This window comes from Caproicibacterium argilliputei, assembly GCF_029211325.2.
Taxonomy (GTDB): Bacteria; Bacillota; Clostridia; order Oscillospirales; family Acutalibacteraceae; genus Caproicibacterium; species Caproicibacterium argilliputei.
The window spans coordinates 2,163,520-2,179,329 of record NZ_CP135996.1 but is presented as its reverse complement, the minus strand read 5'-3'; the positions used below and the strand labels follow the sequence as shown (position 1 = coordinate 2,179,329).

11 protein-coding genes are annotated in these 15,810 nt (G+C 50.8%); 10 read left to right on the top strand and 1 reads right to left on the bottom strand.

Annotation, left to right across the window (positions count from 1 at the left end):
- The first annotated feature begins 214 nt into the window (after nucleotides 1–214).
- From PXC00_RS10495 to PXC00_RS10460, 8 genes are all read left to right on the top strand, one after another.
- Entirely contained in the window at nucleotides 215–2,041 is a 1,827-nt protein-coding gene (locus PXC00_RS10495) for a sensor histidine kinase (RefSeq protein WP_316934950.1), read from the top strand.
- Between the two features lie 18 nt (nucleotides 2,042–2,059).
- On the top strand, nucleotides 2,060–3,628 hold the full coding sequence (locus tag PXC00_RS10490; protein ID WP_275845491.1) for a response regulator: 1,569 nt from the start codon (nucleotides 2,060–2,062) through the stop codon (nucleotides 3,626–3,628).
- A gap of 172 nt (nucleotides 3,629–3,800) precedes the next feature.
- Nucleotides 3,801–5,525 (top strand): type 2 periplasmic-binding domain-containing protein, encoded by a 1,725-nt coding sequence (locus PXC00_RS10485; protein ID WP_275845489.1) that lies wholly within the window; start codon nucleotides 3,801–3,803, stop codon nucleotides 5,523–5,525.
- A gap of 156 nt (nucleotides 5,526–5,681) precedes the next feature.
- Nucleotides 5,682–6,653, top strand: a complete 972-nt coding sequence (locus tag PXC00_RS10480) for an ABC transporter permease (protein ID WP_275845487.1) — start codon at nucleotides 5,682–5,684, stop codon at nucleotides 6,651–6,653.
- Nucleotides 6,654–6,665: 12 nt separating this feature from the next.
- Nucleotides 6,666–7,589, top strand: a complete 924-nt coding sequence (locus PXC00_RS10475; RefSeq protein ID WP_275845485.1) for a carbohydrate ABC transporter permease — start codon at nucleotides 6,666–6,668, stop codon at nucleotides 7,587–7,589.
- Nucleotides 7,590–7,616: 27 nt separating this feature from the next.
- Nucleotides 7,617–8,762: a glycosyl hydrolase family 8 gene (locus tag PXC00_RS10470; RefSeq protein WP_275845484.1), complete on the top strand. Its 1,146-nt coding sequence runs from the start codon at nucleotides 7,617–7,619 to the stop codon at nucleotides 8,760–8,762.
- A gap of 71 nt (nucleotides 8,763–8,833) precedes the next feature.
- Nucleotides 8,834–10,384, top strand: coding sequence for a glycoside hydrolase family 43 protein (locus PXC00_RS10465; protein ID WP_275845481.1), 1,551 nt, complete (start codon nucleotides 8,834–8,836; stop codon nucleotides 10,382–10,384).
- 175 nt (nucleotides 10,385–10,559) lie between these two features.
- On the top strand, nucleotides 10,560–10,769 hold the full coding sequence (locus PXC00_RS10460; RefSeq protein WP_275845479.1) for a rubrerythrin: 210 nt from the start codon (nucleotides 10,560–10,562) through the stop codon (nucleotides 10,767–10,769).
- Nucleotides 10,770–10,891: 122 nt separating this feature from the next.
- Here PXC00_RS10460 and PXC00_RS10455 read toward each other — a convergent pair whose 3' ends face one another.
- Nucleotides 10,892–12,130 (bottom strand): C40 family peptidase, encoded by a 1,239-nt coding sequence (locus PXC00_RS10455; RefSeq protein ID WP_275845477.1) that lies wholly within the window; start codon nucleotides 12,128–12,130, stop codon nucleotides 10,892–10,894.
- Between the two features lie 316 nt (nucleotides 12,131–12,446).
- Here PXC00_RS10455 and PXC00_RS10450 point away from each other — a divergent pair, with 316 nt between their 5' ends.
- Both PXC00_RS10450 and uraA read left to right on the top strand, forming a co-directional pair.
- Nucleotides 12,447–14,225 (top strand): ABC-F family ATP-binding cassette domain-containing protein, encoded by a 1,779-nt coding sequence (locus PXC00_RS10450; protein ID WP_275845476.1) that lies wholly within the window; start codon nucleotides 12,447–12,449, stop codon nucleotides 14,223–14,225.
- 129 nt (nucleotides 14,226–14,354) lie between these two features.
- Nucleotides 14,355–15,650 carry a uracil permease gene (gene uraA / locus PXC00_RS10445; protein ID WP_275845475.1) on the top strand — a complete coding sequence of 432 codons (1,296 nt, stop codon included), beginning with the start codon at nucleotides 14,355–14,357 and terminating at the stop codon, nucleotides 15,648–15,650.
- Nucleotides 15,651–15,810: the final 160 nt, after the last annotated feature.

The following is a 15,810-nucleotide window of genomic DNA, read 5'->3' as shown; positions in this document are numbered from 1 at the left end:
CGCTCAAACCGGTACCCTCTCTTTTTTTCTGAGAAAAAACCTTTTTTCCTTGCAGAAAGTCCGATGATACCTGGGGAAAACCGATTTTTGGCAGAAGCTGGTGCCGCTTCTGCATTTGAAATTTTTGCGGAGGTGTAGTAATATGATACTAATATTTTCAGATGAAAATAGAAAAACAGGATAATTTATTAGAATTGGAAGGACTTAAGGAAGCATGGGACTGAAGCGGTACATCAAAAGAGCAGTGGATTCCAGTAATGAGATTCTGGACAGCTTTCCGATTAAGAAAAAATTATACTATTTGTATATCATGTGCATCATAATCCCTATTGTTATTTTAGACAGTGTGTTTTTGTCGAATCTTGCGAACAGTGAAGTAAAGAGACAGGAAAACGAAATGGCAAATATCGCGCAGGCGGTGCAGTATAATTTAACGAAGACCATTGACGATGCGGTTTTTATCACAAAGGATTATTATCTCAATGAAAAAATCAGTGTCTTTTTAAATGAGCAGTATTCATCGCCTTATGTCTATTTTGAAAACTTTCAAAAACTTAAAGATAACTCTATCTTTGACGTGAGTTTAGTGGGACGTAACGCAACGTTAAAGATTTATGCAGATAACGACAGCATTATAGATGGCAGCGAATTTGGTAGTTTGAGTATGGTGGAGAATCAGAAGTGGTGCAAATACTATCAGGAACACAATCGAGATTTGGTCGTTTATCCGTATGTTTCCTATGATCGCCCGGAAGCTCCGACACGCAGCATCTGTGTCATACGGAGGTTAAATTACTATGGCGGTTGTGAAAAAATTATGAAACTCAATATTGATTACAGCGTGATTGAGAATGCTTTGCTTAATTCCAAATACGCGGTTCCGGTCTATGTATGTTCTGGAAAAACAATTTTATATGCGAATCGTGGCAATACTTCAACATCTGCGGAGTTTGGAGCTTTGAGTCTAAAAGATTTGGAGGATGTTGGATATACGCAGTCTGTCAGTTTTTATACGCAGGACTGGAATATCTATGTCATGCGCCCGCAGTCTAGTGTGATTTCGATGCTGCAGAATAATATCAGCTTAATTTTGACGATGCTTGCGCTCAGCATCTTTGTGCCCATCTTATTTATGTATTCTTTTAACCGCTCTTTTACACAGCGGTTAGGGGAACTAAGCCGACATTTTAGTAGTATTGATAAAAATGGTGACACGCTAAAACCCATTGGGTCGGTGCGTGGTAAAGATGAAATTGCGGATCTTATGCAGGATTACAATCAGATGGTGCGGCGTATCAATGATTTGATTCAAGTGGTTTATAAGGGAAAATTGAAAGAGCAGGAGGCAGATATTGCGCGGCAGAACGCGGAGGTTCTGGCATTACAAAGTCAGATTAACCCTCATTTTTTGTTTAACGCATTAGAAAGCATTCGTATGCACAGCGTGCTGAAGCATGAGGAAGAAACCGCGGAGATGATCTGTAAGCTGTCGGTGATGATGCGCCAGTCGGTGGACTGGGGGCAGGATGTCGTGACTGTTGCCGAGGAGGTGCAGTTTGCCGAGGCATACCTGCAGCTGCAGAAGTATCGGTTTGGGGAGCAGCTGTCCTATAAAATCAGCGTCGCGCCGGAGTGCCGGAACTGCTATATTCCTAAATTGACGATTGTTACGTTTACGGAAAACGCGTGCGTACACGGCATTGAGGGAAAAAGCGGCCCCGGGTGGATTTTTATTGAGGTCAGCCGCTCCGGTGACAATGTGGTGCTGGAAGTGGAGGATACCGGTATCGGTATGCCGCCTGACAAACTGCGTGCACTGCAGGAGAGTATGCAGAACGCCAGCATTCGCCGCTTGCACCAGGGCGGTCGCGTCGGCGTGGTGAATGCCTGCTTCCGACTCAGGGCTTTCACCGGCGGCAGGGCTTGCTTTCAAGTGGAAAGCGAGGAAAAGGTCGGCTGCACCGTGACCATTCATTTGCCGGTCGACTGTACCCGCAGGCGTACGTATCCGTCTGCAGATTCGGAGGAAACGAGTGGTTGAGAAAAGGAGAGAATACCAATGCTGAAAGTACTGCTGGTGGACGATGAGCCATTTATTTTGCAGGGAATGCGCGCCATGATTGACTGGGAAGCGGAGGGCTTCTGCATTGCCGGTACGGCGGAAAACGGACGGCAGGCCGTTGCATTCCTGAAGCGCGAACCGGTCAGTTTGATTATCGCAGATGTCCGTATGCCGGAAATGAACGGTCTGGAGCTACTGAAAACCGTGCGGGATGAACATCTTTCGGATGCCCGATTTGTGATACTGAGTGGGATGAGTGACTTTTCTTATGCGCAGCAGGCCATTCGCTACCAATGCCTGGAGTATATCCTGAAGCCGGTTCAGAAAGAAAAGCTGCTGTCGCTGCTGCGCAGCATTGCGGGCAGCATCAGCGAGGAACGCCTGCAAAGGCAGAAAAGCGCCCAGATGGAGGAGGCTTACTATGCACGCAGCATTGTGGCACTGCTGATGGGCAAATACGACCAGGCGGACCTTGCCGGTATCCGGAAAAAAGTCGGCCCGGCAAAAAGTTATCGCTACGTTGGGCTGGAAGCGAGAAATGCGGATTGGTCAGAAGAACTGAAACGCACCATGCAGCGCCGCCTGTACCGCACTTGCCTGGACTTTTCGGCAAAGCGCCCCGGCTGCACCTGCATTTTTAATGTATCGCCGCAGAAAGACTGCTATGACATTGGGCTGATCTGCTGCGATACGCAGAGTGACGACCACGCGTTTCTGCAGAAGCTGCGTGTGCAGGTGGCACAGGCCATGCAGGAACCGGTGTGGTTTTACGCCGGCTGCAAGGTGCATGATTTGGCGGAACTTTCAGAGTCTTTCCGCACAGCGGAAATTGCCAAAAGCTGTCAGGCATTTACCATGGAAAAAGATATTGTCTGGTATGAGGAAGAGATGAAGGAGCGCTCCGGCTCCGCATCGCTGCAAAAAGAGGAACTGGATGCGCTGATTAGCGCAGTGGCGGCCAATGACCGTGAAAAAATTACGGACAGTGTGCAGGCAATGTACCGGCAGATTCGCAGAATGAACTTGGAACCAAACCTGATTGACCTGGATATCGATTACATTCTATTTCAGTTTGTGCATCTTGCCACGCAGCAGGACAGCAACGTGAATCAGGAGGAAGTGCTGCATTACATCAGCAACAACGCGTTTATGATGCACGGCAGCGAAAGCCACTTCCGGCGACTGGCGCTGGATTATGCGGGTTACCTTGCTTCGCTGCGCAGCAAATCCGCCAAGGGGGTTCTTGCGGATATCGAGCGGGATATTGAGGAAAACTACGCGCAGGACATTAGTCTAAAGACGCTCAGCGAGAAATATTTTCTGAACAGCGCCTATTTGGGGCAGCTTTTTAAGAAGAAATTCGGCACGAGCTTTAAGAATTACCTCATCTCTCTGCGCATGGAAAAAGCCGCGCAGATGCTGCTTCAGACAGACAATAAAGTTTATGAAATCGCAAATCAGGTCGGGTACCGCGACATTGATTATTTCATTGACCGCTTTGTCAAAATCAAGGGCTGTACGCCGACAAAATTCCGCAGGCAAGCTTGTGAAAAACATAACGACTAGTAAACCATCTATTTCCGGGAGAAATTATAGTGACTTTGCAAAAACTATAGTTTCCCCCGCTTTTTTTAAAACTTTACCCTGTTGTGCAGGTTGCACAGTTTGAAGTATAATTTGTTTGTCAAAATAAAGAAAGTGATTACAATATCACAAAAACTTTTGGGAGGAATCAATAATGAGGCCAGCAAAAAGACTTTTGGCGCTTGCAGTTGCTGCATCGCTAATGGTGACGAGTATGTCTGCCTGCGGTGCCGGTGGAAGCGATTCTACAGGTTCCGGTGCAAAGACCGGCTCGACCGGTACTTCTAGCGTCAAACAGTTCAAGGCGTTTTTCACGGTTGCGGGAACGGAAATCAATGATGACAACGAAGTACAGCAGAAGATTACAGATCTGATTGGTGCGAAGTGCAAAGAAACATGGCTGACAGGTCAAAGTGATACAGAGGCTGTCGGCACAATGATTGCAGGTGGCGAGTATCCGGACTTTATCGAAGGCGGCGGTGCTACAAATGCACTGGTAGAAGCCGGTGCCTTGATTGAACTTGATAATTACATCGATAAATACCCGAATATTAAGAACTATTTTACACAGCAGCAGTGGGATCAGCTGAAGGCTGCACACGGTGGCCATATCTATTATTTGCCTCAGTTCAGCGTTACGCATGACAAGAAAACAAACACCATTCACAATGATGAGGCGTTCTGGATTCAGACTCGCGTGCTGAAATGGGCAAATTATCCGAAGGTCACTACAATGGATCAGTACTTTGACCTGATCGAGCGGTATCTGAAAGCTAACCCGACGATGAAAGATGGAACGAAGAACATTGGCTACACGACTTTGACCGATGGCGGCAAAATTTTCTGTCTGAACAATGCACCGATGTTCTTGGACGGTTATCCGAACGATGGTAGCTGTATTGTGGATCCGAAGACACAGAAAGTGATTGATTACAACACTTCTGATACAGCAAAACTGTACTTCAAGAAGCTGAACGGAGAGTACAAAAAGGGCGTTGTGGATCCGGAAGCTTTCACACAGAAATATGACCAGTATATTTCCAAGCTTTCCACAGGCCGCGTACTGGGTATGATTGATCAGTACTGGGACTTCAGCAGCAATGTGAATGCTTCCTTGAAAACACAGAAGCTGGATGAGCAGGGCTGTGAATATGTACCACTGCCGATTACGATTAAAGAGGGAATTCACAACCAGTGGCATACTACGTACTCGGTTATGAATGTTTCTTCTGGCGTTGGCATTACCACAAGCTGCCAGGATGTTGACGGCGCATTGAAGTTTATCAACGACCTGCTCAGCCCGGAAGTAGTTACTCTGCGTAACTGGGGTGTCAAGGGTGTTGATTACAACGAAGATGCCAACGGTATGTTTACCCGCACACAGGCGATGCGCAACAAGGCAAACGATACAAAGTATAAGGCGTCTCATCTCTGCTCTTACAGCTATTTCCCGAACTACGGCGGTATGCTGTTGGACAACAAAAATGCAGCAACTCCTGATGAACAGATTAGTGAGTTCCAGAGCGGCCTGAGCCAGAACATGAAAGATACGCTGAAGGCTTATGGCGCTAAGACATTTGTGGATATGATTGGCGACAATGACGCACCGGGTGCATGGTATCCTCTCTGGACATTTGCAAACACGCTGGCTTCTGATGATCCGGCTAAGACGGCCAGTGCAAAGATTGACGACACGCAGCATCAGTATTTGCCGAAGATTTGCATGGCGAGTGATTTCGACTCCGCATGGAATTCGTATATGACTGCCTACAAAGCCTGCAAGCCGGAAAACTACTTCAATGCAGCGCAAAAAGAAGTGACCAGCCGCGTGAACGCAGCAAAGAAATATGAGACATCCTCTTCTGCCTCTTCCAAGTAAGCATTACGGAAGGTTGCATGCATTGTTGTTAGCCTTTGGTTTTGGCGAAGTGATACAGTAAAAAAATTGTTTGAAGCAAGCGGCCGCGGCTAAGCAATATGAGATGCCGGGCCGCTTGCTTTTGAACAATGAGTAAAATAGCGTGAGGTGATTCCAATGGCTGAAAATGCCGGAGTATTAACAAACAAACAGCTAAAAAAGCAGCAGAAAAAGGAACGACGCGCTGCGTGGCGCAGGGCTGCGAAGAATCAGAAGATTCTCCTGATTCTTTCCGTACCGTTTTTTGTGTATGGTTTTATCTTCTGTTACCTGCCTTTGGTTGGCTGGATCATGGGTTTTGAACACTATACAGCAAGAGGCGGCCTGTTTGGATCTAAATTTGTAGGTCTGGATGTATTTAAGAAGTTATTTGACGACTCGGCATTTTGGCTCACCGTGCGCAATACACTGGCAATGAGCATTTTGAACCTCGTTTTGGGAACGTTTTTTGCAATCCTTTTTGCCATTCTGCTCAACGAAGTGCGTTGCCTACCCGGCAAGAAAGTTGTGCAGACAGTTTCTTATCTGCCACATTTCCTTTCCTGGGTTGTTGCTTGTGGAATCATCCTTGATACCTTAAGCGGAACAGGTATTATTAACGACTTGCTCGTCAAAATGCACGTAATTTCTTCACCAATCAACTTTTTCTCTCACCAGACTTGGTTCTGGTGGATTGAAGTGTTAGCGATGATCTGGAAAGAAACCGGTTGGAACGCAATCATTTATCTGGCGGCCATTGTTTCCATTGATCCAAGCCTGTATGAGGCCGTGGCAATCGATGGTGGCGGACGCTGGGCAAGAATTAAGTACGTCACGCTGCCGGGCATTGCCAACACCATTATCATTCTGTTGATTATGAATATCGGCAATGTTTTGAATGCCGGTTTTGAGGTGCAGTATCTGCTGGGCAATGATGTCATTCGGGATTATTCCCAGACGATTGATATCTATGTTTTGAAGTGGGGCATTGGCCAGAATGACTTTGCCCTGGGTACTGCGGCTGGCATTTTCAAGAGTGTGGTCAGCATTGTTCTGATTGTCATTGCAAACCGCATTGCCAAGCGTTACAGTGACACCAGACTCTTTTAAGGAGGGAGAAAAATGGCAGAGGAAGTTTTATCCTATAATAAAAAAAGAAAACATACAAAAGGTGACCGTGTATTTACCATTTGTAATACCGTTTACATGGTGCTATTCTTATTAGTAACCTTGTATCCTGTACTGAATACATTGGCGATTTCTTTCAACGATGCAACAGATTCTCTACGCGGTGGTATTTATCTGTGGCCGCGTGAATTCACGCTTTATAACTATCAAACCGTTTTGTCACAGCAGAATCTGGTTACCGGCCTTTGGATCAGTGTGGCACGTACAGTATTAGGTACGGTCTTGGGACTGCTTGTAACGGCACTGCTGGCCTTCATGTGCAGCCGCCCGAAGTATCTGCTCAAAAAGCAGATGAACCTGTTCTGGGTCATCACAATGTATGTTGGCGGCGGTTTGATTCCGGTTTTCCTGCTCTTTAAAGGTTTGCAGCTGACCAACTCTTTCTGGGTATATATTATCCCTGGACTGACAGGAGCATTTAACTTATTGGTCATCCGCAGTTACATGGAAGGACTTCCGGTCAGCTTGGAAGAGTCTGCGCAGCTTGATGGAGCCGGATACATGACCATTTTTGCGCGAATCACACTTCCGTTGTGCACACCAGTTTTGGCTACAGTGGCGCTGTTCATCGCGGTTGGTCACTGGAACAGTTGGTTCGATGCCATGCTGTACAACCGCATGAGCCCGCAATATACCACGCTACAGTACGAGTTGATGAAACTGCTGTCGGCAGTAACGACGATGAATTCCTCCAGTGGAGCGACCATTGATTCCATGAAGAGTTCTGCCAATGCCGTAACACCGACTTCCGTTCGGTCTGCTGCTTCCATCATCACCATGGTGCCGATTGTGTGTCTGTATCCGTTCCTGCAGCGGTACTTCGTCACCGGCATGACGCTGGGCGCGGTAAAGGAATAAAACAGAGAAAGAGGGAGGAAACCACCCATGAATGGTGCGTTTGCAACCGGCCACTACCCGAATGTCTTTGCACAGCTTGGTTATCCGCAGCAGGAGATTGAAGACCGATTGAACCGGATCTTTGAGATTTTGTTTTACGGTACGCCGGAACAACGGATCTATCACCCAGTTGGTGACGATATGGGCTATATGGAGGACACCGGCAATCACGATGCGCGCACAGAGGGAATGTCTTATGGCATGATGATGTGCGTACAGCTGAACAAAAAAGAGGAATTTGACCGCCTGTGGAAGTGGGCAAGAACCTATATGTACATGGAAACGGGCGCAAACGCCGGGTATTTTGCCTGGTCCTGCGCAACGGACGGTACCAAAAATGCTTACGGCCCCGCGCCGGACGGCGAGGAATTCTTTGCGATGGCACTGTTCTTCGCATCACACCGCTGGGGCGACGGCGAAGGAATTTTCAATTACAGCGCCGAAGCGCGCTCGCTGTTGCACACTTGCATCCACAAAGGAGAAAACGGGGAGCCCGGTCGTGCCATGTGGGATCCGCAGAATAAACTGATTCGGTTTATCACGGAAGTTGATTTTACGGATCCTTCCTACCATTTGCCGCATTTTTATGAACTGTTTGCGCTGTGGGCGGAGGAGGCAGACCGTCCGTTTTGGAAATCCGCCGCCGAGGCAAGCCGGGCTTACCTTAAAAAAGCCTGCCACCCGGTGACCGGTTTGTGTGCGGAGTATGCAGAGTTTGACGGCACACCACATCAGGACAATCCCGAAACCTGGGGTGGACGCCACGACTGGTATTTCAGCGATTCTTACCGCACTGTGGCAAACATCGCGCTGGATTACAGCTGGTTTGCTGTGGATGACTGGGCCTGTGCGGAAGCGGACCGCCTGCAGAAGTTTTTCTGTGAAACGGTGCAGGAACATCCCTTCGGCATTTATGAAGTGGACGGAACTGTGCTGGAAAGCAAAGCGCTGCATCCGGTCGCGATTACTGCGGTGAATGCACAGGCGAGCCTTGCGGCAAAAGGTACCTTTGCCGTGCAGTGTGTGAAAACCTTTTGGGATACACCGCTGCGCACGGGTGACCGCCGCTATTACGACAACTGCCTGTATCTGTTTGCGTTTTTGGCGCTCAGCGGGCACTATCGCATTTGGTAATCACATTTTGCAGAGTGTTCTCAGCGGAGAATGCTCTGCTTTTTTATACTTGGAAGGGTGGCTTAAAAAATATGCAGGAACAGAATAATACCGTTTGTCAGAACCCCATCCTGTGGATGGATTTTCCCGATCCGGACGTCATCCGGGTGGGCGATACATACTATATGGTCAGCACCACCATGCACTTTATGCCCGGCGCGGTGATTCTGCGTTCGTATGATTTGGCACATTGGGAAACGGCGTCTTATGTTTACGACACACTGGACAGCACACCGGCGCAGCGGTTGGAGGGCGAACAAACCGCATACGGCAAGGGAATGTGGGCGGCATCCATCCGCTGGCATAACGGAAAGTTTTATGTTTGCTTTGTGGCGAATGATACACACAAAACCTACCTGTATCAGGCGGAAAACGTGGAGGGACCGTGGGAAAAGCAGACGATTGCTGGATTTTATCATGACAGCTCTCTCCTGTTCGATGATGACGGCAGGGTCTATATTGTGTACGGTAACACCGAAATTCATTTGACAGAGCTGAATCGCGAACTGACCGGCCCCGAGCCGGGCGGGCTGGATCGTGTGATTGTTAGGGAACAGGAAAATGTCTGCCTGGGTTACGAGGGTTCGCATTTTTACAAAATCAACGGCAGGTATTACGTGTTTTTCATTCACTGGCTCAAGGACGGCAGCAACCGCCGCGTGGAGGCCTGTTTTGCGGCGGATTCACCGGACGGAACGTTCCGCGGCGGCAATGTGCTGGATGATGATCTCGGCTTCTGTAACTCCGGCGTGGCGCAGGGTGGTATTGTCGATACGCCGGACGGCAAGTGGTACGGCGTGCTGTTTCAGGACCGCGGCGCGGTGGGACGTGTGCCGGTTCTGGTGCCGGTCGAGTGGAAAGATGGATTCCCGGTGTTTGGCATTGACGGAAAAGTGCCGCAGCAGCTTTCTGTTTCCAGCACACGCCCCGGATACACCTACCGTCCGGTGGCTGGCGGAGATGATTTTCAGGTTCAGCCAGACAGGCAGGGGCGTATCCGTTTGAAGGATTTTTGGCAGTGGAATCATGAGCCGGATAACGCGCTTTGGTCTGTTACCGAACGTCCGGGTCACCTGCGTTTGACAACCGGCAAGTGCAGCAGCGACGTGGAGCACGCAGTCAACACACTGACGCAGCGGATGCACGGCCCTGCCTGCAGCGCCAGCGTTACGCTGGATGCCTCTCAGCTTCAGGAGGGTGACTTTGCCGGCTTGTGCGCTTTTCAGGGCTGCTACGGCTACCTTGCGGTAACCAAAGAAAACGGTAGGCTTTACTTGGTTATGACGGCAAAAGAAGCCCAGAACGCTTCTCTGCAGGCAGATCCTAAGCGGGCGCCGACCGAGTATGCGCGCGTTGCGCTGAACAGCACGGAGGTTCGCTTGAAGCTGTCCTGTAATTTCGCCGATGAACAGGACGAGGCGGCGTTTTTCTATGAGGACGGCGGCGCGTGGAAGCAGCTTGGCCCCACGCATAAGCTCTACTTCAAGATGGATCATTTTACAGGATGCCGCTTTGCGCTGTTCCAGTTTGCCACGAAAACAGCCGGCGGAACAGCCGATTTTTCCGCGTTTCAGTATGACTGAGTAACACGCAAATCTTTTCAATATAGCAAAGCAGGCAGACTTTTTTAGGGTTCTGCCTGCTTTGCTATATTTACGCCTAAAAAAGTAAAAGCACAAACGCTTTTGCACAAAGGGTATAAGAAACGGCGCGGCGGGGAAAACTGTTCCTACTTCAGTGACAATCAGGAGGCAGCTAATGCAACACGAAAAGGATATTTCCATTACCACGCACGACCGGCTTCTGCGCGCGTGGGAAAACTCGATGGAACTGGTACGGGACTTTGAGTCTTACGCCAAGGAGATCACGGACGACCCCAAAACGGCGGATGTGTTCGCAAAATTTGCGGAGGATGAGGGGCAGCACGCCTCCCGCCTGCGCGAGATTTTGCACCAATACCAGAATTGACCGGAGTGGAAAGCGCGGGCTTGCAGGCGTACATCGCTGTGTCTGGTGAGCTGCGTTTCCGTATCAAAAAACCGCGGGCCTTTTTAAAAAGCCCGCGGTTTTTATGTCTGCATGGTTACGGCTCACAGTCTGCCGTATGCGTAGAAATGCTGCAGATTATAGGAGGATTCGGTGGAGCATTCGGAAACGCCGCCGTTTTCTGCGTCAATCATCATGTTGCTGCCGATATAAATACCAACGTGCGTGACAGTGTCGCCGCAGTTATATGTACCGCTGAAGAAGATTAAATCACCGGGCTGTCTGTCAGAAACAGAAACCCGTGAGGATTCATTGTAAAGTCCCTGCGCTGTGGTACGGGAAATTCCGTAAGCCCAACAGATCAGACCGGAGCAGTCGAATGCGTTCGGCCCGGCGGCGCCCATGACATACGGTTTGCCGAGTGCGGACTCCGCTTTGGCAATTACACTGGAGAAAGAAGAAGAGGAAGCGGAAGAGGAAGAACCGGAGCCGCTGCTCTGGCTGTTGCTGCCGCTGTCATTGTCATCGGTTTCGCTGTTGTCACTTGCCGCAGCGGCTTGCTGACTGTTCTGCTTTGCAGAAGAAGACGAAGCGGAACTTTGTGACTGCGACCAGCTGGCAATTGCGGTAGAAAGTTTGGCAGTCTGCGCTTCCAAGGTTGTGCTTTGGCTCTCCAAATCAATCTCCTTCTGCCCGAGGTCAGCAAGAAATTGGTTGGTTTCTGAAAGTGTGTCAGTCAGCTGCTGCTGCTTGGTGTTCACATCCGCCTTTAAGGCCACTACTTGCTGCTTTTTTGCCTTGATGCTTGCGGCCTTTTTCTGTACGGCTTCTTTTTCCGCTTTCAGCTGGTTAATCAGCTGAGTGTCGTGGTCGGTCACAACGGAAACCGCTTCGGACTTGTCCGCTAAATCAATCAGACTTTTGGAGGAGAGCAGCACCTCCAGCCGGCTGGCACCGCCGCCTTTGTACAGGGCGCATAAACGCTCCTTCAGCTTATCGGTGTCCTGCTGGATGGATTTCTGCGCGGCGTTGATTTCGGTTTGTGCTTTCTGTGCCTGCAGATCCAGATCCGTAATCTGGTTATTGTAATTGTTGACCTGCTCTTCAATGGTGTCCAGCTGCGCCTGCAGGGCGGCCGCATAAGCGGTTTTTTCGGATTTGTTTTGCCGCAGCGCTGCCAGATCGCTGTCATTCTGCTTCTGCTGTTCCGCCAGGGAAGACTGCTTTGCCTTCATCGAGTCGGTGCTGTCTGCTGCGGAAACAGGGAGAAAAGAGGCCGACGCAGCAACGGCGAGTGCCAGCGTTCCGGTTAAGATGCGTTTTACCAGTGTTTTTGATTCCATAGTATCCTCTTTTGTCAAATCATTTTCTTTTTCATCAGTTTATTTCGAAACTTTTATGTCGAAGAATAAGACCGTTTCAAACTTGTAACGATTCGTTACACCTTTGTAATAGTATAGCACACTTGCTGTGTTTGTCAATTTTCAGAGGCACTTTTTTGTGAAGAGTTTGTAAATTTTCGCGGAAGTCGTCTTTTCTCGCCGCAGGCAAAAGTTGTGTAACTGCGCGCGGCTTGTTATAATAAAAAGAATAAGTATTTCGCAAACCCCAATCGGGCGGGCCTGCGCCGGTGAAAACGCGGGCTCGGAAGGAGATTTCATGTTACTGTCTGCAGAGCATCTTTTCAAGAACTACGGAACGAAGCAGCTTCTAAATGACGCTTCCCTTTATTTAAATGAAAAAGATAAAATCGGCATCATCGGTCTTAACGGAACCGGAAAAAGCACCCTGCTGAAGATTCTGGCGGGCATCGAGCCGCCGGACGCAGGCGCTGTTTCCGTGCAGCGCGGCGCCTGTGTTTCCTTTTTGCCGCAGAATCCGGAGATGAACGACCGCAGCACGGTTTTGGAGCAGGCGCTGCAGACTGCCTCCCGCAGCGGCACTGCGGGAAACGAATACGAAGTCAAATCTGCGCTGACCAAACTGGGCATGGCGGATTTCGGTGCGCAGGTTGGTACGCTGTCCGGCGGTCAGCGCAAGCGCGTGGCACTGGCTGCCGTGCTGAGCAGTCCGGCGGACATCCTGATTCTGGACGAACCAACCAACCACCTGGACAGTGAGATGGTTCTTTGGCTGGAGGAGCGCCTGACCCGCTTTTCCGGCGGCTTGCTGATGGTTACGCATGACCGTTATTTTCTGGAGCGCGTGGTCAGCCGCATTACAGAACTTTCGCGCGGCAGCCTGTATATGTATGAAGCCAACTATTCCCGCTACCTGCAGCTGCGGGCGCAGCGGCAGGACATGGCGCAGGCGAGCGAGCGCAAGCGGCAGGCGTTTCTGCGCCGGGAGTACCAGTGGATTATGCGCGGCGCCAAAGCGCGCGGTACCAAAAGCCGCGGCAGAATGGAAAAGTACAGCGCGGTGCAGGCACAGGAGGCTCCCGTGGCGGAAGAGCGCGTGCAGATGATGACGCTGTCCAGCAGGCTGGGCAAAAAGCTCATTGAGCTTTCCGGTGTTTCCAAGTCCTTTGACGGGAAGTGCGTGGTCAGTGACTTTTCCTATCTGATTAAGTGCAGCGACCGCATTGGCATCATCGGCCGCAACGGCGCGGGCAAGTCCACACTGATGAACCTGATTGCTGGCACGGTGCAGCCGGATACAGGCACCGTTTCCATTGGTACAACCGTGAAAGTCGGCTACTTCACGCAGGAGGGGCGCGAGCTTGACCCTGCCAAGCGAGTTTACGATTTTATCAGCGAAATCGCGAGCGAGGTCAAAACTGCCGAGGGTACGTTTTCCGCGGCGCAAATGTTGGAACGCTTCCTGTTTCCGCCTGAACTGCAGTATACGGAAATCGGCAGGCTCAGCGGCGGGGAGCGGCGGCGGCTGTACCTGCTCAGCGTTCTGATTGAAGCGCCGAACATCCTGCTGCTGGACGAACCCACCAACGACTTAGACATCGAAACGCTTTCGATTTTGGAGGATTACCTTTCCTCGTTTTCCGGCGCGGTGCTTGCTGTGTCGCATGACCGCTACTTTTTGGACAAAGTTGTCCATACCATTTTTGATGTGACTGACGGTGGCACGGTGGTTCCCTACAACGGCGGCTTTGCGGACTATCTGGAGCAGCGGCCCGCCGCCGCGCCGGAAAAACCGGCGGCTCCCAAACCAAAAAAGGCTCCCGCCGCGCCGCAGCCAAAACTGCAGAAGCTGACTTTTCGGGAACAGTATGAGCTGCAGCACATCGACGGCGAACTCGCCGAGCTGGAGGAAAAGGTGCGGCAGAAAGAAAAAGCAGTGCAGGACGCTGCAAGCGATTATGCAAAGCTGTTGGAGCTTTCGCAGCAGTTGGAGGAACTCCGGCGGCAGCTGGACGCGAAGAGTGACCGGTGGGTATATCTGAATGATTTGGCAGAACAGGAGCACACGCAGGGCTGACCGGCGGCTTTTTTCGCGGGCGGTGCGCTTGCCGAAAGAAACTGTATTTTTCGGTTGAATTTGAACAGACGCTGCGGTATAATTGCAAATGGTCTGTATTTGCCGAATTTTAAGAGAGTAGGTACCCGCATGAAAAAACACGTGATTCAAGTGGAGGAAAAGCCGCCTTTGCACCAGGCTGTTCCTCTTAGTCTGCAGCATTTGTTCGCGATGTTCAGCGCTTCGGTTTTGGTTCCGAATCTGTTGGGCATCAACCCCGCGGTTGTTCTGTTTATGAACGGCGTGGGCACGCTGATTTACATCCTCGCTACAAAAGGAAAAGCACCGGCTTACTTAGGCTCCAGCTTCGCGTACATCGCTGCGGCACAGGCGGTCATTGCCGCCACTGGACTCGGCTATGCTTACGCGCTGGGCGGCTTCGTGGTGACCGGCGCTTTGTTCTGTGTGGTCGCTCTGGTCATTAAGCTGTGCGGCACGAAGTGGATTGATGTCATTCTGCCGCCTGCCGCGATGGGCGCCGTCATCATGCTCATCGGACTGGAGCTTGCCGGCAACGCCGCGCAGATGGGCGGTCTGGTGCTGCACGACCAGTACCAGCAGATTGACGGCAGGCAGGTGTTCGTGTTCCTGCTGACGCTCTGCGTGGCAGTTTTCGGTTCCGTTTTATTCAAAAAATTCCTTGCTGTGATTCCAATTTTAATTGCCATCGCAGTCGGCTACGCTGCCTCCGCCGCCATGGGCATGGTGCGGTGGGACGTGGTGAGCGCCGCGCCGTTTTTCCAGCTGCCGCAGTTTCAGCTTGCCAAGTTTGACTGGAAAGCGATTTCCGTGATTCTGCCCGCCACCCTGGTGGTGGTTTCCGAGCACATTGGGCATCAGCTGGTCACCGGCAAAATCGTCGGCCGCGACCTGGTGAAAAACCCCGGTCTGCACCGCACCCTCATGGGCGATGGCCTTTCCACCATGCTTTCCGGTTTGGTTGGCTCTGTGCCCACCACGACTTACGGCGAAAACATCGGCGTCATGGCGATGACCGGCGTGTACAGCGTGTGGGTCATCGGCGGCACGGCGGTCATTTCCATCGTCATTGCCTTTTTCGGGAAAGTTTCTGCGCTGATTCAGCAGATTCCCGACCCGGTCATGGGCGGCGTCAGCTTTTTGCTGTACGGCATGATTGCCACCTCCGGCATTCGGCTGCTGGTGGAGCAGAAGGTGGATTACAGCCGCTCGCGCAACCTTGCCATGACCAGCGTGGTGTTGGTGACCGGCCTTTCCGGCGCGTTTGTGCAGATGGACCAAGTGAAGCTGTCCGGGATGTCGCTGGGCGCGTGCGTGGCGATGCTCATGGGGCTGGCGTTCTGGGTGATTGACCGCTTCCATGCCGCCAATGACTACGATGACGCACAAGCCGATAAAACCGAATAATCCAGCGGAAACACAAAAGGCGGGCGCAGTGCCCGCCTTTTTCTTTTGCAGAATTACGGAAAGAAAAACCAGAAAAATTCTTTTGCCTGTCTTTTGGAACCGCAAAGATAAGTACCGTCAAAATTAGAGGAAAGGAGGATTTTTGTGGGACGGGAAAGCA